The sequence below is a fragment of the Ruminiclostridium sufflavum DSM 19573 genome, from assembly GCF_003208175.1.
GTDB lineage: Bacteria > Bacillota > Clostridia > Acetivibrionales > DSM-1351 > Ruminiclostridium > Ruminiclostridium sufflavum.
The window spans coordinates 42,023-65,819 of record NZ_QKMR01000022.1 but is presented as its reverse complement, the minus strand read 5'-3'; the positions used below and the strand labels follow the sequence as shown (position 1 = coordinate 65,819).

Sequence of the window (23,797 nt, the reverse complement as noted above, 5' to 3'; positions counted from 1 at the left end):
AAGTGTATGTAAATAAATTATAAGTTGGACTTAATGTTACGGTATTCTCCGGGGTTAATGCTTACATATTTTTTGAAAAATCTGTTAAAGCTTTGTTTGTTGTTATATCCCAAGCCGAGAGCAATATCATTGATGCTCATGCTGGTTTGACGCAGCAGACGCTGAGCCTCTTCAATCCTCATATTATTTATATAGTTTACAATATTTTCTCCGGTTGCATCATTAAATATTTTCCTTACATGGGAATAGCTTAACCCAACGTGATCTGCAAGCGTATTGATGGCAATATCCTGCTTGTAGTTATCATGAATGTATTCCATGATTTTTACAATATGAGATTTGTCGTCAAACTTTATTTTTTCACGGTATTCAATAATCTGAAGAAATATATTAGCCAGAAATAGACCTGTTTCATCGAGAGTTTCATTTTCTGCCAGCTTGCTGTAAATATTGAAGTCGCTTCCGAATATTTTGCTTACACTGATATTCAGATTTAGGAGGTATTTTATGGTGCTTCCCAGCAGCTGGTTTAAAATAAGCATGATATTATCATATGTCAGGTCCTTATTGTTTTTTACTTCATCAATGAAGTCATTTACAGAGACTAACAGAGCCTCCTTTGAACCTACATCAACATTGTTAAGTATCTGCTTTTCCAGCGTAAAGGGGTAAAAGTATTTGCTGCTGTGGTTAGTGTACTCCTGCTCATAAATAATAATTTTTTCATATCCTGAAATAAACTTATGCTTTAATAAGGTTTGTGCTTCATGATAGGAGTTCCTGATTTTTTGGATATCATCATACATATTACCCAGACAGACAGTTATGGTTGTTTCTATTACTTTTGCGGCTTCTTTTTGAATTGTGTGGAAATATTCGCATAAGGATGAATATTCACTGGAAATATTATCGTCAGAATTAACAATCAGAACTATTTTATTCCCATCCATGACAATGCCGTGACAGGCAAAGGGAACAGCCAAGACCTCCTCAGATAAATTTAAAATGGCGGTTTTTAAATAGTATTGATTCTCGTAAGAAAAGTTTTCTATAAAATCCTTGTATTTATCTATAGTTATTATGCAGCAAATAAAATTTATATAGGGGAAAACTTTTGCATTATCAGCGTATTCGTTTTCGGATTCCGGAATGCCTCTCAGCAAGCTCAATATGTAATTCTCCCGTAAATTTTTCCTGCTCTTCTCAATGGTCCTGAACAGCTTGTCTTCTTCCTTTATCATTGCATCAAAGGTTCTTGACAAAATAGTAACCTCATTTTCATTGCCGCAATCAATGTTTTTAATGCTTTTAATTTGCTGTGCCAGTTTTTTCACCGGATTATAAATTTTACGTGATATCAAATACGATAAACAGATGCCCAATATCAGTAAAGCCATTGATATATAAATAATTGTTGCTTTCATTGAGTTGACTTTATTATAAAGAGAATCAAGTGAAAAGACACCAACATAAATCCACCCGCTGTTGCCTGTCTTGAGATAGGTTACAAGGCATTTTGTATTATCAACCTTCTGAATAAAATATCCTTCGTTTTTTGAACTTCCTAATATTTTGGAGACATACGGTTTGTCCGATATATTAGCTGATATCAGAGCTTTATCCACATGGGATATTACTTCGCCGTTTGTATTGATTATGCTGATATTATCATTGGAATTAGAAGTATTGCTGTTTATATGCTCACACAAGGAGTTCTCATATACATTAATTGCTATGGAGCCTCTGAGCTTTGTGGTATAAGGCGTCAGCGGGAAGATATATGACATGACATATGTTTTCCTGTCTCCGTTAGTGTCTGATGGACGTGGATTAATCCATGAGATTGGCTCCTGTAAATTCTTGTACCTTAAATATTGGTTAAGCCAGCCCTTATCCTGGAAATCCTCTTTCAGGTATACGCCGTTACTGGTGATTATATAGTTGGAATTATCCAGATATATGTATATTGACGAATAAAGGCTGTTGGTTTCAACAATGTTTGACAGTGTTTCGAGAAGCTGAATAAGCATTAGGTTGTCATCGCTGCTTTTCAGCACAGAATGTATATTGTCAATGCCGTACAGGCTGTTTAATTTTTGATTCATAGATAAATTCAAAATATCATTGCTTATGGTTTGGGATATCAGATCTGTAATGCTTTGTGCAACCTTTAATTCTCCTGTACCGGACTTGCTTATTTCTGCTTCGGAATATTTCATTATAGTGTAATTTGAAATAGATGTTATACAAATTAAAGGTATTATTATTAATAGTGAAAATACAATAAATTGCGTTACAATCAGTGAACGATTTTTCATTTAAAACCCCGCCTTTATTATCTCTTAAATTATAGTATACATGAAATAATAAAGTCAATTACACTATCAGCTTCAGTACGAGGCTAAAGCCTTTTTGAAACCCGGTATTCTGTCGCGCGATGGTTTAAAACAGTAATTGACCCTTGTAAAATATTTAATATTGATTATAGGTATCACAATTAATTATTACATACCTATATAACCATTTTAACAGCTTTTTGGAAAATAATACAATGAAATAATGAGTAAAAATGAGATTTGCTAGAAAATGTCATTCTTGAAGAAAGATTTTACGGTGATAGAATGTAGGCATAAACACGGATATAGAGCTCATATATACTGCCGGAATTATTCACGCACAAAGAATTGCAAGCAGAGGAGGTAAAAATTATATGGATAGAGCTGATGTTGCTGTAGCTAAGAACAAAGCCTATATTCCCAAACCTAAAAAAAAGGGATTTATGTTTTATTTTAAAAGAGATAAATTTTTATATCTTCTTTTACTGTTACCTGTAACATATTTTGTTTTATTTAAATATGCACCGATGTACGGAGTAGTAATTGCCTTTAAAGAATACAATATATTCGAAGGAGTATTTGCCAGTCCGTGGATTGGATTTGATGCCTTTAAGGAGGTTTTCAGAAGTGATGATTTTTGGAGGGCTTTGAGAAACACCTTTTTACTTAACGGACTTGACTTAGTATTAGGATTTCCGGCACCTATTATTCTTGCCATTATTATTAATGAGTTAAGATCAAAATGGTTTAAAAGGGTTTCGCAGACAATGCTGTACCTTCCTCATTTCCTGTCATGGGTAATTATTGGAGGTATGGTGCTTCAAATCTTTGCACCTAACTTCGGTTTAATTGATAATGTGATGAAAGCTTTAGGAATGCAGTCAATTCCGTTTTTAACAGAGAATTGGTATTGGGTGGCTACATATACCGGAGTCGGAATATGGCAGAGTGCAGGATGGGGAATGATAATATATCTTGCGGCTATTGCCGGAATAAATTCAGAGCTGTATGAGGCCGCGGAGGTTGACGGAGCAGGCAGACTGAGAAAAATATGGAATATAACTTTGCCTTGTATAAGAGGCACTATCATAATCCTGTTTATATTAAACATAGGGAGAATTTCCATGATAAGCTTCGACCGACCGTTTATTTTAGGCAATGCCTCAGTAAAGGATTTCTCTGATGTTATCAGTACATATGTATACAGAGTCGGCTTGCAGTCTTCGAGATATAATTTGGCTACGGCTGTGGGACTGTTTCAGTCACTTGTAGGCTTGGTATTCCTTACAGTTACTAATTATATTACAAATAAATGCGGTGAAGAGGGCATTTGGTAAAAGAAAGGAGGGCATTTTATGGGATACAAGATCAGCAACAGAATTTTTGATTTCTTTGTGATTATAATAACTGTTATAGCAGCTCTTTTATGCTTGCTGCCGCTGGTAAATGTTTTTGCTACATCCTTGAGCTCAAATTCTGCAATTTTGGCATCAAAGGTTTATTTACTGCCGGTTGAAACCACCTTTGAGTCGTATAAAGCAATATTTAAAGATGCGTCTATGATAAGGTCCCTTATATTCACAGTGTTTCTAACAATTGTATATACCTTGGTGGGTATGATATTGACAATATGTGCGGCGTATCCTCTGACAAAGAAAAGGCTGAAGGGAAGAAATATAATTTTATTAATGATTATCTTTACGATGTATTTCAGCGGAGGACTTATACCGGATTACATACTTATAAAAAATCTGAATCTTTTGGATAAAATGTGGAGCTTGGTTTTACCGGGGGCAATAAGTGCATATAACCTGATAGTTTTGAAATCATTTTTTACATCATTGCCTGAGAGTCTTGAGGAATCCGCCATACTTGACGGATGTAATGATATTGGAGTGCTTTTCAGGATTGTACTGCCGCTTTCAAAGCCGGTACTTGCGACATTAAGCCTTTTCTATGCCGTGGGTAAATGGAACAGCTTTATGGATGCATTATTTTATATAAACGATACAAAGCTGTATCCTTTGCAATTGAAGCTGTATCAGATTATTGTAAACAGTCAGGGGATTGATGCTTCCATAGGTGAAGGAAATATGTCCCAGAATGTACTTCCGGAGAGTCTGGAAGCAGCCTGTGTTATATTTGCGACAGTGCCTATTCTGCTTGTATATCCGTGGCTTCAAAAGTATTTTGTTACAGGAATTATGGTAGGTTCTGTAAAAGGGTAATACGTGTTATAATATCCTTGGCATAATTGACAAGGACTTATATAAAATAGAATTTATGGAGGAGATTTCAATGAAAAATGCAAGACTTAGAATTGCCAGTTGTGCACTTTTACTTTCTGTCGGGCTGACAACATTGGCCGGATGCGGCGGTTCATCAGACCAAACAAACGCAAGCGGAAGTTCAGCGGCTGGAACGGGAAAGACAGCTGATCCTGTGGAACTGACAGTTGAAATTTTTGACAGGGCGACACCCGGCTATCAAGCAGACAATAACTTTCAAACAAAATGGATTCAGGAAAAATTCGGAACACCTAACAACATTACTATGAAATTTGTTCCTATCCTCAGAACTCAGGAAGTTGAGAAGCTGAATGTACTAATGGCTGCAAATCAGGCTCCTGATATCTGCTTTACTTACAATGACGGTGTAATATACAACTATGTAAAGAGCGGCGGTCTTACAGATTTAGGAAAGATATTGGATGAAAATGCTCCTAACCTGAAAGCATATCTTGGCGATACTTTGCTCAGCTATGGTAAGTTTGACGGCGTTCAATTAGCAGTTCCCGCGAAGAGAGTTATCGAAGGCTGTTTCGCAGCATACATACGTAAGGATTGGCTGGACAAAGTAGGACTTTCCATACCAAAGACCACAGAAGAGTGGTACACAGCTATGAAGGCTTTCAAAGAAAAGGATCCGGGCGGATTGGGTGACAAAAACATACCTTTTGCTATCTGGGCTGACCCTAACAATATTAACTGGACATCTTCCATGTTATTGGAATCCTTTAAGACTCAGATTACCGAAGAGCAAAGAATGACATTGCCAAACTGGGTAGTTCCGGGCTTTAGAGAAGGTATGAGATATATGAATAAGTTGTATTCCGAAGGCATCATAAATCCGCAGTTTACTTTGGACAAAGATGGTAAGCAGCTGGAAAAGGATGCTTCACAGGGTAGGGTAGGCTTCATTATAAATTCATATGATTTCCCATTAAGAACTACACCGGGCTTATTAACAGAGCTTCAGAAGAATGTTCCCGGTTCCGATTTTGTAGAGTGTGACCCATTCACAAACTATGAGGGAAAACATCCAAAAATGAAATATAATCCAAACGGATTGTATATAATAGTTCCAAAATCAAGCAAGCATGCAGTTGAAGCTGTTAAATACCTTGAATGGATGTCAGATCCCGAGGTACTCAAGTTCTTGCAAAACGGCGTTAAGGGTGACCAGTACACTGATGAAAAGGATGGCATTCCGTTAAACTTCTTAACAAATGACCAGTTAACTGATGATAAGAAAGCTAATTATGTTGACTTATCAATTATCGTAAACGGCAAGGAGTTTGGTGATCAGGATAAGAACATAAAATCAGCTTCTTACGGATATCCCGGCTTTGAAGACCGTTTCCAGAGAGCTTACGAGATTTCCTTGGTAGATGCAAACTATATTCCGCATTATGACACAGTTATAGAATCTCAGGCTAAATACTCTAAAACATTGGCTGACAAGGATGTTGAAATATTTGTTAAAGCTATTACTTGTAAAGCGGCAGATTTTGATAAGACCTACGACTCGCTCGTAGCAGATTATATGAAATCAGGCGGACAGGAAATAGTTGATGAGAAGGCCAAGGTATTAAATTCAAAGAAATAAGCTGAATTAAAATAGAGTAACTCCCAATACACTTAATATGAAGGCTCCCTAAGATGCAAATGTATTCGATACATTAGTGTTTTAGGGAGCTTTCGTTTATTGACGAGGCCGGAATGATAAGCTTTTAAGCAGCCTGTTAGCAGCCCTTTAATTTCCCTTTTTCATTGCATCAGTGCTTCCTGAAGCTTTGAAATATCTGTGACAGGCGGCATACATGAAAAGTTACGGCAAATATATGCAGTTGTCTCTTTTTCCTTATCACGGTATTGTGAGTAGTGTGGGACAAAGCTTATCAGTTCCTTATTTATTTTAGATACAGATACTGTAAAAGGGTGAAATATGCTGTTATAAGCCTTCAGCATTTGCTTGCTGTCTGAGCCTACAATTACAACCTCTGAAGACATTTCCGATATTGAGTACATATAGCCGCAAAGCATATAGCTATATCCTGCCGGAACGGCTTCAATATCCGAACTCCAATATTCAATTATAGATTTTGCTTCTCTTTCAAGCTCAGAAAGCCCTGTGATTTTTGCCAAACGCAGTAAATTCATTACTGCTGCGGAGTTGCCGGAAGGAACAGCTCCGTCATAGCATTCCTTTGGACGGGTTATGAGCTCCTCGGAATCATGCCCGTATAAGAATAAGCCTGAAGTCTTGTCATCCTTAAAAAGGCTCAGCATTGCATTGTTAAATTCCAGTGCTTTTTGCAGATAAAGAGGATTATAGGTTGCTTCGTAAAGCTCCGTAAGTCCCCATACAAGAAAGGCGTAGTCTTCCAGATATGCAGGCAGTGCGGCTTCACTGTCTCTGTAGCGTGCCAGCAGCCTTCCGTCACTTCTTACAAGCTTATGAAATATGAAGCAGACACATTTTTCAGCAGCTAAAATATACTTTTCTTCACCCAGAGTCCTGCCGCAGAATGCCATTGCCGCTATCATAAGACCGTTCCAGGCTGTAAGTATTTTGTCGTCCTTATATGGATGAATTCGTTTTTCCCTGAAGTCAAAAAGCTTTTTACGGCAAGCCTCGCAAAAGGCTTTCTTATCCTCTGACAGAGCTCCTGCTTCAATCAGATTCGGAATATTCAGACCTTCAAAATTACCCTTTGGGGTGATATCATAGATAGTGCAGAATTCTTCAGCGTCCTTGTCGCCGAGAACATTTTTGATTTCATCCCGGGACCAAATGTAAAACTTGCCTTCTATTCCTTCTGAATCTGCATCTTCGGCTGAATAAAAGCCGCCCTCCTCCGAGGTCATATCACGTAAAATATACTCAAGAATTTCATGAGCAGTTTCGGAATAGCTGTAATTATTTGTGGCAAGGTATGCTTCGGCATATGCAACAGCCAATAAGGAGTTGTCATACAGCATTTTTTCAAAATGAGGGATTAGCCATTTCCTATCGGTTGAATATCTGCTGAAGCCGAAGCCTATATGATCAAAAATTCCTCCATTTTTCATGGAATCCAGAGTTTTCTTAACCATTTCAAGAGCTGAGGAATCTTTTTTTGAGTACCAGTAACGCAGCAGAAAAAGAAGGTTATGAGGTGCAGGAAATTTAGGGGCATTGCTGAAGCCTCCATATTTGCTGTCAAAGCTGTTTTTCAGCTGTGAAAAGGCATGATGGATTACGTCAGCGGTAAGGCTTGAGGCTCCGGGTCTTTTATCTGCCTTTTGAACAGCTATAATTTCTTTTGATGCATCCAGAAGTGTATTTCGGTTATTATGCCAAATATCATTAACTGTTTTCAACAGGCTCATCAAGCCTGTAATATTTGCACTGTCATGCTTTGGGAAATAAGTTCCGGCGTAAAAGGGATGCCTGTCAGGAGTGAGAAACACCGTAAGCGGCCATCCGCCATGACCTGTTAACAGCTGGCATACGGACATATAAATATTATCGATATCGGGGCGCTCCTCCCGGTCCACCTTAATACATATGAAATTCTTATTCAGCAGCAGAGCCACCTCTTCATCCTCGAAGGATTCACGCTCCATTACATGGCACCAGTGGCAGGTAGAATATCCTGTGCTAAGAAATACCGGTTTGTCCTCACCGGCAGCTCTTGCAAAGGCTTCAGAACCCCAAGGATACCAATCAACAGGATTATACGCATGTTGCAATAGGTAAGGAGACTTTTCATTAATCAATTTATTGGGCATTTTAGTTGTCATGGGCATCACCACCTTTTTTATCAAAATAATATCACGACTAGTATTTTCATTTTTTAATAAGCCTATTCTTGGATATTGTATCGATTTCCAGAGTTACACTTCATTTATTATTTAAGATTATTTTACTATAGCTTTCATTATTCAAAACCTTCATTTATGTATTTCTTTTCAAACATTTATGTCATAATGGTTAGAAAATTTCAAAAAGTGTTAGAAGGTTTTAAGTAGATAATAGCATATAGTTTTCTGAAAAAGTATAGATATATAGTATTAACCCATGCTATAATTATTTTTGGAGGGATGTACATATGGATAAACTGGATTTAATACTTGAAAAGCTGGAAAAGATTGATATTCTAGAATCTAAAATTGATAAAATACAAAGTGATATTACCGCATTAAAATCAAATAACAAACTAATAAATAGTAAACTTGATAGTTTAACAGAAATAACCTATACTATTATGGAAAATGAAACAGAACATAAAATGAGAATCGAAAAATTAGAAAATAAAGCGGTTTAAAATTGAAATATAGGGCTATCAGACTGGCAGCTTTATTTTTTGCTTTTGTTACATAAGTATTACTATAATATTACGTGAATATATCACATCTTAACACATATCGAACGTTAGTTCTGTATTTTGCTTAGACAGAAACTATTGCTATTACTGCATTAAGAGGGTGCTAAAATAGCTTCATTGTTGGGGAATGCCTTTAAATCCTTGATATTAAAGTATTTTTGCGATAAACTATACGAAACAGCATTCTTATTCAATTTATAAATTTTCCCAGGTTATGCAAAAAAGCAGGGACAGATGCGATAAAAGCAGGCGCCTGTCCCTGACAAAATATTAGATATTCAGTATCGATTTTTACTGTCCATACAAACCTTGAAACCTTACCTGTACTTTGGCAGGCAGTCTTTAATTAGCTAATCCTATTTCAGATTTTTCTGTTCCAAATAAAAGGCTATTTACGTTTTCAATTTGAATTACTTTGTCAAAGCAGGTGCTTAGTTTGTATTCACCGGTAGTATTGTCAAAACCTTCGCCGCCTCCACCTGATATAGATACAACTTTTCCGTCATTATATCTGACTCCTTTAAAAGATAGCGGTTTCAGAAACTCTAATTTATCTAAGTCAACTTTTTCAGCCTTTTCCATGGCTTTGACATCTCCTCCGTCAAAGTAAATTGTCATTGACAAAGGTGTGATTTCAACCCTTTTTACCAATATATCATAGCCGGATAAGTTATATTTTTTGTTTACATCAAAATATTTTGTTGAGTCCTTGTATGACATTTTCCAGGACAGTGTCCAATCACCCTCAAGGATAGTATACATATCAAGCTTTCCTGCGTCAGCCTGCAGGTTTTTAAAGTGAAGAGTGAAGTCCTTTTCGTTGAAGTCTATGCTTTTTTTAATCCAGATTTCATAATATCTTTTATTTGTTATTTCAGGCTCTTGAATAACATCCATAAACCCGTGGGAGGTGCTGTAAGAATACTCTTCTTGACCGGAAACATCAAAACGCCAGTTTTCAAATAAATTTGTATCGGTTAATTTTATATCTTTTGGTGCGGTAACCTCCAGTAAAGCATAAAAGTAGTCTTTGTCCTGCAGGGTTTGTACAAGATCTATTGTAAGCCCGTTATCTGTTGATGAGGATTTGGCCTGTTGTGTCACCCCTTTTTCAATTAAGCTATTTTGCTGAATATTATCAGCACCGAATATTTCTGCTAATTTCTGATTCCAATTAAAATATCCTGCGGCAAAGGCTGTTATACTTCCGAGAGTCAGTACAGCTGCCAACAGAACCGCAGCGAAGCCTTTTCTTGATAACCGTCTGTTTTTTTCAACGGAGATTTCTGCCAGCGTTTTTTCCACCATATTATGAAAACTTTCTGGAACAGCTGGGAATTCTTGCGACCAATTATTTTTATGCATAGTTAATTATCCTCCTCTAACCATTTTTTTAAAGTAGTTCTTGCTCTTGAAAGCCTGCTTTTTGCCGTACCCTCTGGTATTTTTGAGATACTTGCTGTTTCCGCGATACTGAAGCCTTCAATATAATATAGAATTACTACAGTCCTTAAATCCTCATCAAGCTTCATAATACTCGAATACAAATCTGAATAATTATCAGGCTCAGCTGCTGCTTCAGAATTTATGTATTCTTTATAGCCTGCATCTTTCTTATGTAAACGGCTGACTTTATAGCATTCATTAATTAAAATTCTTACCAGCCATGTCTTAAAAAAAGCTTCTTTCTTTAAAGAGGCTAATTTATGATAGGCTTTCAGAATAGCTTCCTGTACTGCGTCCTCGCAATCCTTTTCATTTTGCAGAATAGCTTTGGATATGCGGAATAGTGTTGCCTCCGCCTTCCTTACTTCTTCTGCAAAGGTATCCTTATCCATTTGTGTTTTTCTCCCTTCCGACTGCTTCAGCTGAATTGTGTCATTCACTAATTAGATTCAAATATATTCAGTTTGGTTCTCAATAAAATAAATATTTATGATAAGGGTATTATAAATTAAATTTGAGAGTGTGAGCTTGAAAAGCTTACAAAATTTTTTAAGCAAATTATGAGAGCTTTAAAGCCGATAGAAATGGTTGATAAGATCAATTGCGGTTGAAACCTCTGCGTGATAAAATATCGGAGGGATAATACTTTCAAGCAGGCTTGCTGAGGCTAGCCTCAAGCTTAGACTACCCCGCGCCGGTGGAGCCGGATAGTCAGCCGATAGAAATTGGCTTATTATTACAATGGATGGGACTGCAATTGCAGATATGTCAAAGGTGATAGCTTATCTGCTGTCTTCTTCATCTGAATATTCCTTATATTGCATGGTAAAGTATGCGATTTTATGAGAAACCTTCTCAAGATGCCAATTCATTTCTTTAATGCGCTCTTCGACATCCTGTTTATGGGCAATCAGCATTTCACATCTTTCTTTCAGTGTTTCAGGCCCTTGAATGCTCAAATTGACAAAATCCCGTATTTGCTTTATGGACATACCTGTGTTTTTGAGGCAGCAGATCAAGCCAAGCCACTCCATATCCTCCTCAGAATACTGCCGTATTCCGCTTTCACTTCTTTTTATATTCAGCAAAAGGCCTTCCTTTTCATAGTATCTCAGAACATTAGGACTCAGATTCGCTTTTTGCGCTGCCAGTTTAATTGTATACCACATAGGAGAACCTCCGGAAAAAAGTTTAATGAAATAAATAATATGCTATTGACTTAAAGTTAACGCTAAGGTTTATGATAATCATATGGCATTATCCGATGAATGTCAATAAGACTACAAGGAGGTATAATAATGAAATTATTAACTGATTGTTACAAGCTGTCCAATGGTGTGGAAATACCCTGTATAGGCTTTGGCACATGGCAGACGCCGGATGGCGATACTGCCGTTTCCTCGGTTCTCAGTGCCCTTAAAGCGGGGTTCCGCCATATTGACACGGCGCAGGGATACGGCAATGAGGAAAGCGTGGGCATCGCTGTAAAGAAAAGCGGTATTGACAGGGAAAAGATTTTCATTACCTCAAAGCTGGACAATAAGGAGCACGGTTATGATAGAACTCTAAAGGCCTTTGAGAAAACGATGAAAAAGCTGGATATGGATTATATAGACCTTTTTCTAATCCACTGGCCGAATCCCATAGCGTTCCGAAATCACTGGCAGGAATCAAATGCCGGAACTTGGAGGGCTTTTGAGGAGCTGTACAGAGAGGGGCGTATCCGCAGCATCGGCATTAGCAATTTCCTGCCGCATCATATCGAAGAATTAATTAAAACTGCTGTGATTGCTCCAATGGTAAATCAAATCCGGCTGTGTCCCGGGGATACGCAGGACGAGGTGGTTGATTACTGCCGCTCCCGTGATATTCTTCTGGAAGCGTACAGCCCATTGGGTGTCGGCAGAATCTTTGAGGTGGCCGAAATGAAGGCGCTTGCGGAGAAGTACGAAAAATCCATCGCTCAGATTTGCATCCGCTGGAGCCTGCAAAGAGGATATCTTCCGTTGCCGAAGTCAGTAACGCCGGAACGTATCAAGGAAAACACAGAGGTGTTTGATTTTGAACTGGAATTGGCGGATATGCAGTTAATAGCTGATTTGAAAGGCTGTGTCGGTTTTTCTGCCGATCCGGATACCATTACATGGTGAAAATTTCTTGCTTGCCCTGTACTGCTGCTATGAATAGGCAGGCCATAAGCTGGAACATATCTATGATAGAATATCGGGATGGTATTCTATCATTTTTTAAGCTATAGTAGTTGAGAGCCAAGTCCTCCCATAAAATTGCTCCGTCATCAAGCTCCAATAAACTTATAATATTTTTCGTCAGCTTTATATTCTTTCAGTTCAGGGTAAATTTCCGCATTTACACATCTAAAACCTTCAGTGCTATTTTTTAGCCCCATTTTTCCCCTCCAAATAAAAGTACTCAAATACTAACTATATCATTTTATTGTTCAGGAGCAATGAGATGAAGCCATATATAAAATTGGCTTCATAAAGTCAATTACGGTTGAAACCTTCGCGACGATATATCGTCTTTTTAGGCGAACATATGCTTTCAAGCATTTCTTTGAAGGTTTCAACGGTTTGGGTTTCAGGGTTTGCACTTCAGGAGGCTTTAGCCTCAAACCCAAACTATCGGCCTATGGAATCGGTTTTTTAGCCGATGGTAATTTACTTTGGCATAATTCATAAATAAGACACAATCCTTCACAATACGGTCACATTCAAGACAAAGTTTTTACACATAAAATAATTAGTATATTCTTAGTAAAGTTATTTCATAATAGTCTGAAGATAGTAAATAAACAATTACGAAGGTAAAGGAGCATACCTATGAAGAAAATTAAAATTTCAACCAAAATTGTATTTTTATCTATTATCAATTCCTTAATAGTTGCAATAACAAATGTAATTGCGGCTATGTTTAACACCAACAATTTGGATTTCACCGGCTCATCGGCTGTTTCAGCGGCAGGTAATATGCCTGACGCAAATGCTGCAATTCCGGCACCTCAAAATGGAATTTCATTTATGCCGCCCACATCTGTTTTGCTAGGGCTTGTAATCTCAATGCTATTGGGAATCGTCATATCGTACATATTCGGTAAAATAGTTTCAAAACCAATTTTAAAGGTCACTGGGATTACTAAAAGAACTGCGGATTTTGACTTTGCTGATGAGTATGACCTTAATAAGGAATTTAAATCAATGGATGAAAGCAGAGAGATGGCTGAAGCCTTGCTGGATACCAGAACAGCATTGAAAGGCATGGCAGTAAAGGTTCGTAGGATATCTGACAAATTGGATTTACATTCTCAAAGCTTGAGCAAGACAACAGATGATAATGTTCAAAGCATAACGCAGGTGGTTTCAACGATGTCAGAGCTGGCTGAAGGCAATAGCTCGCAGGCCCAGACAATAAACGATATAAACCTTACCTTGGTTGACTCGGCAAAGGTTATCGATAGTATAGCAGGTGAAGCAAGAGTGGCTGCCGAAAACGCTGTGGGATCGCTTAAAACCGTTGAAGAAGGGCAGGAGGCAGTGAATATACAAGCATTAAGAATGAAGGAGAATGTTGAAGTTACATATGAGACAGGTAAATCCATATCGGAATTGAGTGATATGATAGAGCAGGTATCCGGCACCATACAGGTTATTACTTCCATAGCTGAGCAGACTAATCTGCTGGCGCTTAATGCCGCAATAGAGGCTGCCAGAGCCGGTGAGGCCGGAAAAGGCTTCTCTGTGGTATCAGATGAAATAAGAAAGCTCGCGGAAGAGTCATCAAAAGCGGCAAAAATAATTATCGATCTTACCAATAAGACAAAAGAAAAGACTACCTGTGTTGTTTCAAATATTGGGACTGCCAATTTATTAATAGAAGAACAGCAAAAAGCATTAGCAATTACTCAGACTGCTTTTGGAAAAATTCAGAGCTCATATGAAAATATAGTTGGCAATTTGCAGAATACAGCCGCACAAGTCGAGAATTTCAATATAAAAACAAAATCCATTTCTGAGCAGACACATGATATGGCGGCAACAGCAGAGGAGTCTGCGGCAAGCATGGAACAAATTTCTTCTACGGGACAGGAGCAGCTGGCATCTATTGAAATAATTGCCCAATCTGCAAAAGAGCTTTCAATACTGGCAGAGGAACTGAACAAGGAGGTTAAAATTTTTAAGATATAACAAGGCTTTATTGAATATATCCTAAAATACTGATATTATAGCTGTAAAACAGCATAATAATGTTATATAAGCTTGATGGCTTTTTATAAGCGAGGGATAGCCGGCTGATTTCAAGCCGGTTTTGAATACGGCTTGATTTGATGCTTGAAGGAAGAAAGGTGAACAATGAAGATAACAATAGTTTACGGTACGGAACGCAAGGGTGTAACTTATAATATTGCACAGGAGGTTATCAGGAATATTGAAAATTCAGAAACGTCTGAAATTTTTTTGCCGAGAGATTTACCGGAATTTTGTATTTCATGCTTCAGATGTTTTGACGGGGAACAAGGAACCTGCGCCCATAGTCAATATACTGCCCCTATACGTGAGAAGCTCCTTTGGGCAGACTTAATTATACTTACATCACCTGTTTATTCATATCATGTTTCGGGACAAATGAAGGTTTTTTTAGACCATTTTGCAAACATGTGGATTGTTCACCGCCCTCAAAAAGAGATGTTTCATAAGCAAGGTCTGGTTATAGCAACGGCAAGCGGACCTGTTTATTCAAAAACACTTAAGGAAATGAAAGACAGTCTGGATTTCTGGGGAGTTGCTAAAACATACAAGCTGGGTTTTGCCATAATGAATGTTGAATGGAGTAAAGTATCTCCTAAAATAAAGGCTAAAATTTCCGTAAAGGCAGAAGCTGCTGCAAGGGAAATTATTAAGAATAACGGAAAGGTAAAGCCCTGCTTCAGAGTGCGCAAGTGGTTCTTTGTGAGCCGTATTATGCAGAGGAGGTTTAAGCTCAATCCTTCTGATGCAATATATTGGGAGGAACAAGGATGGACCCGGAAGAAAAGACCCTGGCGCAAATAGGGCTTGCCAACGGATAGAAAGGGGATAACAGCTATATGGTAATTAAATTAGCGACAGCCGGAATAACTGTGAAGCTTATAAATTATGAATGCTTATTGCCGTTATAATATTCTTAAAGCCTCTGAAGGATTTGAGCTGCCCCTGTCCTGCTGTAAGGGGGGAGGCATCATTCCTCAGAGGCTTTCTATATCAGTTTTCCAATACATCCAATAAATCATAACCCAGATCCATTACACTTTCTTCATGCTGTTTATTGCTCAGGATAACAGCTACATAATTTTTTGTGTTATCTCTGATTATAAATGAGCTGTAGCCGGGGAGATATCCGCCATGATGTACTATCTGACTTGAGCCTCCGGCGGCATCGGTACTTACTGCACCGGCTTCCGTATTGCCCGGATTATTGCCTGTGGTGCTTGCAGAGCTCTGTTCATCGTTTGTGTCGATAAACCATCCATAGCCATAGCTTTCCGAATGAGGAGTAAACATTTCCTTAATGGATGCTTTTGAAAGCAAAATTTCGGTCTTAAAAGCATTGCTCCATTTGTATAAGTCCTCAACAGTCGAATAAATGCCTCCGGAGGAATATGTAAGGGTAGGCTCTGCCTCTATTGCTTTTTTATAAGCAGCCTCAGTTTCGGCAGTTGTTTCCTCGGAATATTCATTGGTATTTGTTTCAGGCTCCTCATAACCCAAGGCCTTTGTAACGTTGCTGTCCTTGCTGCTTACATCCCCTGAAAAGCTTGAATTATCCATACCTAAAGGTTCAAATATATTTTGTTTTATATAGTCTTCATACTTCATGCCAGATACTTTTTCTATTATGTATCCAAGCAGTGCATAATTTGAATTGCTGAACTCAAAGCTTGTGCCCGCATCAAAATTAAGAGGCTTGCTTTTAAATATGTCAATAAGTTCTGAGGGAGTATATGTATGCTTTCCTTTTTCTATTGAATCGACAAATGAATAATATTCAGGAATACCAGAGGTGTGAGTCAAAAGGTGGCAGATTTTGATTTTGTCTCCGTCGGGGTAATCCTCAATAAACTTGTTTACTGTGTCCTGAAGGTTTAGAAGTTTCTTTTCCTGAAGCATCATGACAGCAGCAGCTGTAAACTGTGATGTTATAGATGCTATTCCGAAAATGGATTGAGGCGTATTATCTATTTTTTTGTCGTAGTCTGCCTTGCCGTAGCCCTTGCTTAATAAAATCTCGTCATCCTTTGCAACGAGAACAGAGCCGGTAAAATCCGGATATACGCTCATAACTTCCTCCAACCGGACAAGGGTTCCGTTATCGGAATCTGTGCTGCTTGCGCAGCCTGTAAACATTAATGAAAAGGTTATAAACAAAGCTAAGATGCTGAATACAAATTTATTACCCATTGCAAAATCCCTCCTAAACGACTTGAAATCAATTAAAGTATACCAATTTTGTCTTAGCATGTCAAAAAAAGTATTTATTTATGGAGCTGGTATGGCGAAGTTAATTGATTGTTTATATTTAGTTAATATTTTATAAATATAATAAGGGTATAGTTAAAAAAAGCTGCTATTGGCTGATAAAATCCGATTTTTTATCCGATAGTAATGGCTTCTTCATTATTTCTACATGCAAATACACTTTATGGTTATGCTATGATATAATTAATGAAGAAGGTCTGCAAAGCTTGGTTTATACTTGGAATACAACAAATAATTGTGGAAGGAAGAGTCGAGCACAATGATTATGAAAAAAGTTGCGCCAATTAAGTCTTTACATGGTTTAGATACTCTGTTATCCAGTGAAGAAATTGAAAGTATCAAGGTAAGCTTTTTTGAAATGCAGCATTTATTTCAGTCTGCAACCAGAGAAATAAGCACTAAGCTGGAAATATTGGATGATGAATTCAAGTTCATACATAGGCGAAATCCTATTCATAATATGCAAAGCCGAATAAAATCAATAGAAAGTATATTTGAAAAGCTTAACAGGAAGGGGCTGGAAATCAGTATAGAGGCAGCCAAGGAGAATTTGACGGATATAGCCGGAATAAGAGTGGTATGCTATTATATTGATGATATCTATAAAATTGCAGAAATGTTAAAAAGTCAGGACGATATCCTGCTGATTCGTGAAACTGATTATATCAAGGCTCCTAAACCTAATGGGTACCGAAGTCTGCACCTTGTTTTAAAGGTACCTGTGTTCTTTTCGGACAGAAAGGAAATTGTACCGGTTGAGATACAGATAAGAACTCTGGCAATGGACTTTTGGGCAAGCCTTGAGCACCAGCTGAGATATAAAACATTAGAAGAGGTGCCTTTATCCGTTTCCAAGGAGCTTCAGGAATGTGCCGAAAAGATTGCATATACAGATTTAAAAATGCAGGAAATTTATAAAACATTAATGAAATATGATTGCGATTCAGATTTAGATTTGGATTTGGTTTAAATCTCAAGAAGTTAAAGGGCATATATTGCAATAGATGTCTCGAGCTTAGGATGTAGCTAAGTTCGGGATATTTTTTTAAACGGAATTTCGAAAGACCAAACGATATAATAGCTTTTGCCTGCAAAAAAAACCGGTTGAATCCAGAATACGGGATTTAACCGGCAAATAAAATTAATCTGATTTACACAGGAAGAAATTGAAAGCTTATTTTATATGTAAAATTTATCAGTTCACCTTTATGCAGGGGCAAGACTATTTATCGCCCTCCTCTTGCGTATCTCGGCTTTGTTGAGGAACTGACTGCATTACACTGACTTTCGAAATGGCTTCTTTTTCGTCATCGGAGTACCAGATGCGAAGGATATTCCCTTCTTTTATATCTGACACACTTAGCTCTTTTCCCTGACTGTCCCTTCTGTCAGATGAAATAGCCATGCCGTCCGGAATTGTAATTGTCTTATTTTCGCCTGTATATTTAAAAGACATTTGAGGCTGCCGGCTGTCATTTTGAGGTGCTTTTCCATTGCCCTGAGAATTGTCTTTATCAGAGGCCGCATTGCTATTTCCCGCAGCTTTTGTGTCACCGGTATTTTTTGAATTTTCGCCGTCACGCTTGGAGGGCTTCTGACCGCCGCCAAAGGATGGCATATCAATAACCTTCAGTGTTATTTCATTCCCTGAGACAGAAGTCACCTCTCCTGATAGATCGGCAGGGTTGCTGCGCATTTCATCATTAAAGCCTTCACCGGCTGTGTTTCGCTTGCTGCCTGAATTATCAGAAGCGTTTGATTGCACTGAATTATTGCCCGGAGCTGTGTTGTCGGAGCCGCATGCCGCAGTTGAAAGCATAAGCAGGCATAAAGCCGCAATACTAATTTTTTTAAACAAAAGTATTCCTCCTTTTGAGCTGTTTTTATAAAAGTCAATTAAGCCTTCAGAAGTGTATACAAAAATAAAAATATGCCTTATCTGACTGTTTTAACTGTTAACAAAACTTTTATAGTATTTTGATAAATATGTTACTCTGCTTATAAGTAGATTGTGTGATTAAAGTATTACCTAATTGTGAATTTTTGCTAGATGAGGAGAAAACTAAGCTATAGGACGGTTACATCGTTTATTCAGCCGATAGTAATTGACTGAAGTCAATTACGGTTCAAGCCTTCACTACGATATTTATATCGTACATCCCGGTATGATATAATTTTAGGCAGGCAGCAAAAGCTGTACGGCTGACCAAGGAATAAGATATAAAGACTTGGTGTACATGAAAGATTACTGCAAAGACCATAATAAGCTATGAAGATTGAATGATAGGGCATCGCATATTAAAGAATCAGGAGACATAATAAAATGAAAAAATATAAAAAGAAATTATTAATATTAAGTATGTTGTTTCTGGCTATTGGGTTAGTATGTACAGCTTGTACGCTTCAAAGCCAAAGGCTGACATCAGAAGCTGATGGGAATGAGGAGGCTTCTCAGCCGGCTTCAGTAAGGCGTGAACCGTTATCACCGGAAGCATCCTTGAAACCATCCCAAGTATCCTCAGAAGCAAACATATCGCAGCCTTCGGTTTCCTCCAAGGCTGTCAAAAAGGAAGAGAAACAGCCTCTTGACGGTCTAACCGTATGTATTGATGCAGGACATGGAAGGAATTCAAATGCAGCCGATAAAAAAGAGCCTGTGGCGCCGGGCTCGGATATAATGAAAGCAGCTTTTGCAAGCGGAACCTCGGGTGTTTCAACCAAAATTTCAGAAGCAAGCTTAAATCTTATTGTTTCAAAAAAACTAAAAAAGGTGTTAACTGATAAGGGCGCAGATATAATTATGATAAGAGAAGATGAAAGGTGTGACTTGACAAATGTTGACAGGGCAAAGCTTTGGAATTCTTCAGGTGCTGACCTTGCAATCAGAATACATGCAAACGGCATAAATGACAGCAAGGTTTCAGGAGTGCTGATGATGGTGCCTGGCAATAAATATATTAAAGACAGGGATATGCTTGATAAAAGTGCTTTAATCGGGCAATGTGTTTTAAGCGGAGTGCTCAAGTACACAAAGGCAAAATCCCGAGGAACAGTTAAAAGCAATGATATCACAGGCTTTAATTGGTCAGAGATACCTGTTGCTCTCCTTGAAATGGGCTTTATGACAAATCCCGAGGAGGATAAGCTGTTAAATACGGAAGAATATCAAAATAAAATTGTATCCGGAATAGCAGAAGGCCTTGAGAAATATAAAAGCAGTATAATAGCTGAAGCTTCAGCCAATGACAATTGATTCTCCGAAACTGCTGCAGGGATTTGAAAGTTGGTCATACAATATGAATTGAGATTAGAAAAAAATACAATCTTACTTGATTTATAGCCAAAGATAAATTACAATCAAAATAATAGCTGTTTTTACAGAGAATAGAATACTTAAATTATAATATAAGAGGTGCCGCAATGGGTTTGTATAGTGAGGCTGTAAATGAGGTTTTAAGTTCATTTGAGATTGATAGGGAAAGTATGCTTAGTATGGCAATGCTGTTTAAGAAGACCATGGAAGAGGGCCTGAGGGGTGAAAAAACGTGCCTTAAAATGATACCGTCATATGTTGGAAAGCCTACCGGAAAAGAAAAAGGTACTTTCATGACAATGGATATGGGCGGAACCAATTTGAGGTGCACGAAGTTTAAAATAGACAATGGCAGCTTTGAGACACTTGCTGAAAAAAAAGAAAAGCTTATAAGCAAGGAGAAAAACTATGACCTTACCAAGTCCAGTGTCAGTGCGAAGCAGCTTTTCGGTTTTATTGCCGAATGTATGGCAAGCATAACGGAGCAAGACGGGCATATGTATCTTGGGAATACATTTTCTTTCCCTTGCAGGCAGGAAGCTATTAATGAAGCATATCTTATAAATTGGACAAAGGAAATTGCCACTGAGGGAGTAGTCGGACAAAACATAAACAAGCTTCTGGCGGAGGCTCTTGAAGAAAGAAATGTAAATATTGAGCCTGTTGCACTGATAAATGATACAGTGGGTACATTATTGGTTGCAATGTACAGCTATCAGGCTGCTGATATAGGCGCTATCATGGGAACCGGGCATAATACCTGCTATCTTGAAAACAATCACCCGCTTAACGGCGGGAAGATGATAGTAAACCTTGAATCGGGCAATTACAATATAGGGCTGCCTGTTACCAAATATGACAGAAAAATAGATGAAAACAGCCAGATTCCGGGTTCACAGCTTTTGGAGAAGATGGTTTCCGGGTACTATATGGGAAGCCTTGTGAAAGAAATATGCCTTGATTTATTTAACAGCAAAGAATTATTTGCCGGAGATGATGTTGATTCAAATGATTTTTTTGCTCAGGGCTTTAATGCGCTTACAGTGGAAAACTTCATACTTTATCCTACAAAAAGTGAAGTTCAGTATAATTGCTCATCGGAGGATGCACAGATAATAAAAGCTGTTTCTGAGGCAGTTTTGAAAAGAGCAGTCAGAATAGTGGCAAGCTCATACTTAGGGGTGCTTTTCCATCAAGAGAATAAAGGGACGGAAGTAAAGAGCAAGCATGTTATTGCAATTGACGGAACCATTTACGAAAAAATGCCAAAGGCACCAAAGCTTATGGAAGATGCCTTTAAGGACGCATTGGGAGAAGATGCTGCAAATATTGATATAAAGCTTGTTAAGGACGGCTCCGGTTTAGGCGCTGCTATAGCGGCGGCTGTGGCTGTAACCCAGAGATAAGGAGTTCTTATTCAGCTGCAGGCTTTTGAAGTCAATAGCTGCCGTTTAAGAATAAATAAAGGAGTATACCTGCATATTCACACTCAAGCAGTATACTCCTTGTTATTTATTGGAATGTTAATGGGGAAAGCTTATACAATGAGGCAAATTATGCCATTGCCTTTTTCATGGAGAATACATATTCATACAAGTGCTTTGCCGCATCGTTACCGTATTTTTCGATTATTTTAACTATTGCGCTGCCGACAATAATTCCGTCGGCATATGTGCTTATTTGGGCAGCCTGCTCAGGTGTTGATATACCAAAGCCTACAGCTGTCGGCACATTAGTTGCAGCTCTGATATCAGACAAGATGGAAGAAAGGTCTGTTTTAATTTCATTTCGAACTCCGGTCACCCCCATTGAAGAAACACAATAAATATAACCCTGTGCACTGCCGGCTATTTTTTCAATTCTTTCCCTTGAGGTTGGCGCGATTAATGAAATCATATCAATGCCGTATTTTTCACTGAAAGGGGTGAGCTCTCCTTTTTCCTCATATGGAATGTCCGGTATTATTACGCCATCCACACCGCTGCTGCCGCATTCTCTGAAAAAGTGATCATAGCCGTATGTGAATACGGGATTCAAATAAGTTAAGAAGACAATTGGAATCTGGGTTTTTAAGCGGATACCTTTAACCATGCCGAAAATCCGGTCAAGAGTTGTATTGACGGATAGAGCCCGGACATTGGCTCTTTGAATAACTTCACCCTCTGCAATAGGGTCTGAGAAGGGAATGCCTATTTCTATCAGGTCAGCTCCCGCTTCTGTCATTGACAATATGAATTCCTCGGTTTTTTCAAGAGTTGGGTCTCCGGCTGTTAAAAAACCTATAAAAGCCTTGCCTTTTGCAAATGCAGCTTCAATTTTACTCATTTATGTTCACCCCCATATATTTTGCTATTGCTGCGACATCTTTATCTCCGCGGCCTGAAAGACATATGACTATGATTTTCTCCGAGGACAGCTCAGGTGCCAGCTTCAGGGCATAAGCAACGGCATGTGAGCTTTCTATAGCAGGAATAATACCTTCGGTTTTGGACAGATATTCAAAGGCGTGAATAGCCTCGGCATCTGTCACAGGCACATATTTTGCACGGTGAGTATCATGCAGGTAAGCATGCTCCGGGCCGATACCCGGATAGTCAAGACCTGCGGATATAGAATATACAGGCGCAATCTGGCCATGCTCATCCTGACAGAAATATGACTTCATACCGTGGAATATTCCCAGCTGTCCTTTCGCAATTGTCGCCGCATGATAGCCGGTATCAATACCGCTTCCTGCCGCTTCACAGCCAATCAGCTCGACAGACGGCTCCTTGATAAAATCATAGAAAAGGCCCATGGCATTGCTTCCGCCTCCAACACATGCAATTGCTGCATCAGGCAGCCTGCCCTCAAGCTCAAGTATTTGTTCTTTTACTTCCTTGCCTATTATGCTCTGGAAATCGCGTACTATCATTGGGAAGGGATGAGGCCCCATAACCGAGCCCATGACATAATGTGTGTCATCAACGCGTGTTGCCCACTCTCGCAGGGTTTCATTTACCGCATCCTTTAATGTTTGGGTTCCGCTGGTTACAGCATGAACCTTTGCACCTAAAAGCTCCATTCTGAAAACATTAAGGGCTTGGCGTCCAGTATCCTCAAGCCCCATAAATATTTCACACTCCAAACCCATTAAGGCAGCTACGGTAGCAGTAGCCACGCCATGCTGCCCAGCACCTGTTTCGGCGATTACCCGCTTTTTGCCCATTTTTTTGGCAAGTAATATCTGCCCCAATACATTGTTAATTTTATGTGAACCGGTGTGATTCAAGTCTTCTCTTTTTAGATAAATTTTAGCACCTCCCAGATCCTCTGTCATATTTTTGGCGTAATACAGAAGGGAAGGTCTGCCGGCGTAGTCCTTCAGCAGTGCGGTCAGTTCATTATTAAAGCCGGGATCGTTTTTGTAGTAATTATAGCTTTTTTCCAACTCAATTATTGCATTCATAAGAATTTCGGGAATATATTGACCGCCGTGCTTGCCGTATCTTCCATCAGTCATTTTTTTCACCCTCCTTAT

At 38.5% G+C, this 23,797-nt stretch carries 19 protein-coding genes; 10 read left to right on the top strand and 9 right to left on the bottom strand.

Going from position 1 to position 23,797, the window contains the following annotated elements:
* Positions 1-17: 17 nt before the first annotated feature.
* Positions 18-2,318, bottom strand: a complete 2,301-nt coding sequence (locus LY28_RS15590) for a helix-turn-helix domain-containing protein (RefSeq protein ID WP_110463108.1) — start codon at positions 2,316-2,318, stop codon at positions 18-20.
* A 392-nt stretch (positions 2,319-2,710) separates the two neighbouring features.
* On the opposite strand from LY28_RS15590, the gene LY28_RS15585 reads away from it, so the two are divergent.
* The 3 genes from LY28_RS15585 (at position 2,711) to LY28_RS15575 (ending at position 6,224) form a co-directional block, all read left to right on the top strand.
* Positions 2,711-3,673, top strand: a complete 963-nt coding sequence (locus tag LY28_RS15585; protein ID WP_110463107.1) for an ABC transporter permease — start codon at positions 2,711-2,713, stop codon at positions 3,671-3,673.
* Positions 3,674-3,691: 18 nt separating this feature from the next.
* Complete coding sequence (locus tag LY28_RS15580) at positions 3,692-4,564, top strand: carbohydrate ABC transporter permease (protein ID WP_110463106.1); 873 nt, start codon at positions 3,692-3,694, stop codon at positions 4,562-4,564.
* Positions 4,565-4,634: 70 nt separating this feature from the next.
* Positions 4,635-6,224, top strand: a complete 1,590-nt coding sequence (locus LY28_RS15575; RefSeq protein WP_110463105.1) for an extracellular solute-binding protein — start codon at positions 4,635-4,637, stop codon at positions 6,222-6,224.
* A 161-nt stretch (positions 6,225-6,385) separates the two neighbouring features.
* Here the strand turns inward: LY28_RS15575 and LY28_RS15570 are convergent, their stop codons facing one another.
* Complete coding sequence (locus tag LY28_RS15570) at positions 6,386-8,410, bottom strand: thioredoxin domain-containing protein (protein ID WP_110463104.1); 2,025 nt, start codon at positions 8,408-8,410, stop codon at positions 6,386-6,388.
* Between the two features lie 302 nt (positions 8,411-8,712).
* Here LY28_RS15570 and LY28_RS15565 point away from each other — a divergent pair, with 302 nt between their 5' ends.
* Entirely contained in the window at positions 8,713-8,928 is a 216-nt protein-coding gene (locus tag LY28_RS15565; protein WP_110463103.1) for a hypothetical protein, read from the top strand.
* Positions 8,929-9,330: 402 nt separating this feature from the next.
* On the opposite strand, the gene LY28_RS15560 is transcribed toward LY28_RS15565, so the two are convergent.
* The 3 genes from LY28_RS15560 to LY28_RS15550 form a co-directional block, all read right to left on the bottom strand.
* Complete coding sequence (locus LY28_RS15560; protein ID WP_110463102.1) at positions 9,331-10,353, bottom strand: DUF4179 domain-containing protein; 1,023 nt, start codon at positions 10,351-10,353, stop codon at positions 9,331-9,333.
* Positions 10,354-10,355: 2 nt separating this feature from the next.
* On the bottom strand, positions 10,356-10,826 hold the full coding sequence (locus LY28_RS15555) for an RNA polymerase sigma factor (RefSeq protein ID WP_110463101.1): 471 nt from the start codon (positions 10,824-10,826) through the stop codon (positions 10,356-10,358).
* 390 nt (positions 10,827-11,216) lie between these two features.
* Positions 11,217-11,603 (bottom strand): MerR family transcriptional regulator, encoded by a 387-nt coding sequence (locus LY28_RS15550; protein WP_110463100.1) that lies wholly within the window; start codon positions 11,601-11,603, stop codon positions 11,217-11,219.
* A 129-nt stretch (positions 11,604-11,732) separates the two neighbouring features.
* On the opposite strand from LY28_RS15550, the gene LY28_RS15545 reads away from it, so the two are divergent.
* The 3 genes from LY28_RS15545 to LY28_RS15535 all read left to right on the top strand — a co-directional run bounded on the left by LY28_RS15545 (position 11,733) and on the right by LY28_RS15535 (position 15,500).
* Positions 11,733-12,584 (top strand): aldo/keto reductase, encoded by an 852-nt coding sequence (locus tag LY28_RS15545; protein WP_110463099.1) that lies wholly within the window; start codon positions 11,733-11,735, stop codon positions 12,582-12,584.
* Between the two features lie 690 nt (positions 12,585-13,274).
* On the top strand, positions 13,275-14,636 hold the full coding sequence (locus tag LY28_RS15540; protein ID WP_242981354.1) for a methyl-accepting chemotaxis protein: 1,362 nt from the start codon (positions 13,275-13,277) through the stop codon (positions 14,634-14,636).
* A gap of 165 nt (positions 14,637-14,801) precedes the next feature.
* Positions 14,802-15,500, top strand: a complete 699-nt coding sequence (locus LY28_RS15535; RefSeq protein WP_110463098.1) for a flavodoxin family protein — start codon at positions 14,802-14,804, stop codon at positions 15,498-15,500.
* Positions 15,501-15,689: 189 nt separating this feature from the next.
* On the opposite strand, the gene LY28_RS15530 is transcribed toward LY28_RS15535, so the two are convergent.
* Entirely contained in the window at positions 15,690-16,886 is a 1,197-nt protein-coding gene (locus LY28_RS15530) for a serine hydrolase domain-containing protein (protein ID WP_165835600.1), read from the bottom strand.
* A 337-nt stretch (positions 16,887-17,223) separates the two neighbouring features.
* Here LY28_RS15530 and LY28_RS15525 point away from each other — a divergent pair, with 337 nt between their 5' ends.
* Positions 17,224-17,934 (top strand): GTP pyrophosphokinase, encoded by a 711-nt coding sequence (locus tag LY28_RS15525; protein WP_110463096.1) that lies wholly within the window; start codon positions 17,224-17,226, stop codon positions 17,932-17,934.
* A gap of 252 nt (positions 17,935-18,186) precedes the next feature.
* On the opposite strand, the gene LY28_RS15520 is transcribed toward LY28_RS15525, so the two are convergent.
* Positions 18,187-18,822 carry a hypothetical protein gene (locus tag LY28_RS15520; protein ID WP_110463095.1) on the bottom strand — a complete coding sequence of 212 codons (636 nt, stop codon included), beginning with the start codon at positions 18,820-18,822 and terminating at the stop codon, positions 18,187-18,189.
* A gap of 465 nt (positions 18,823-19,287) precedes the next feature.
* On the opposite strand from LY28_RS15520, the gene LY28_RS15515 reads away from it, so the two are divergent.
* Positions 19,288-20,217: an N-acetylmuramoyl-L-alanine amidase family protein gene (locus tag LY28_RS15515; protein ID WP_242981352.1), complete on the top strand. Its 930-nt coding sequence runs from the start codon at positions 19,288-19,290 to the stop codon at positions 20,215-20,217.
* Positions 20,218-20,384: 167 nt separating this feature from the next.
* Positions 20,385-21,683 (top strand): hexokinase family protein, encoded by a 1,299-nt coding sequence (locus LY28_RS15510; protein WP_110463094.1) that lies wholly within the window; start codon positions 20,385-20,387, stop codon positions 21,681-21,683.
* 148 nt (positions 21,684-21,831) lie between these two features.
* On the opposite strand, the gene trpA is transcribed toward LY28_RS15510, so the two are convergent.
* Positions 21,832-22,602 carry a tryptophan synthase subunit alpha gene (gene trpA / locus LY28_RS15505; protein WP_110463093.1) on the bottom strand — a complete coding sequence of 257 codons (771 nt, stop codon included), beginning with the start codon at positions 22,600-22,602 and terminating at the stop codon, positions 21,832-21,834.
* Entirely contained in the window at positions 22,595-23,779 is a 1,185-nt protein-coding gene (trpB, locus tag LY28_RS15500) for a tryptophan synthase subunit beta (RefSeq protein ID WP_110463092.1), read from the bottom strand. Before trpB ends, trpA begins: the two co-directional genes overlap by 8 nt.
* Positions 23,780-23,797 lie beyond the last annotated feature (18 nt).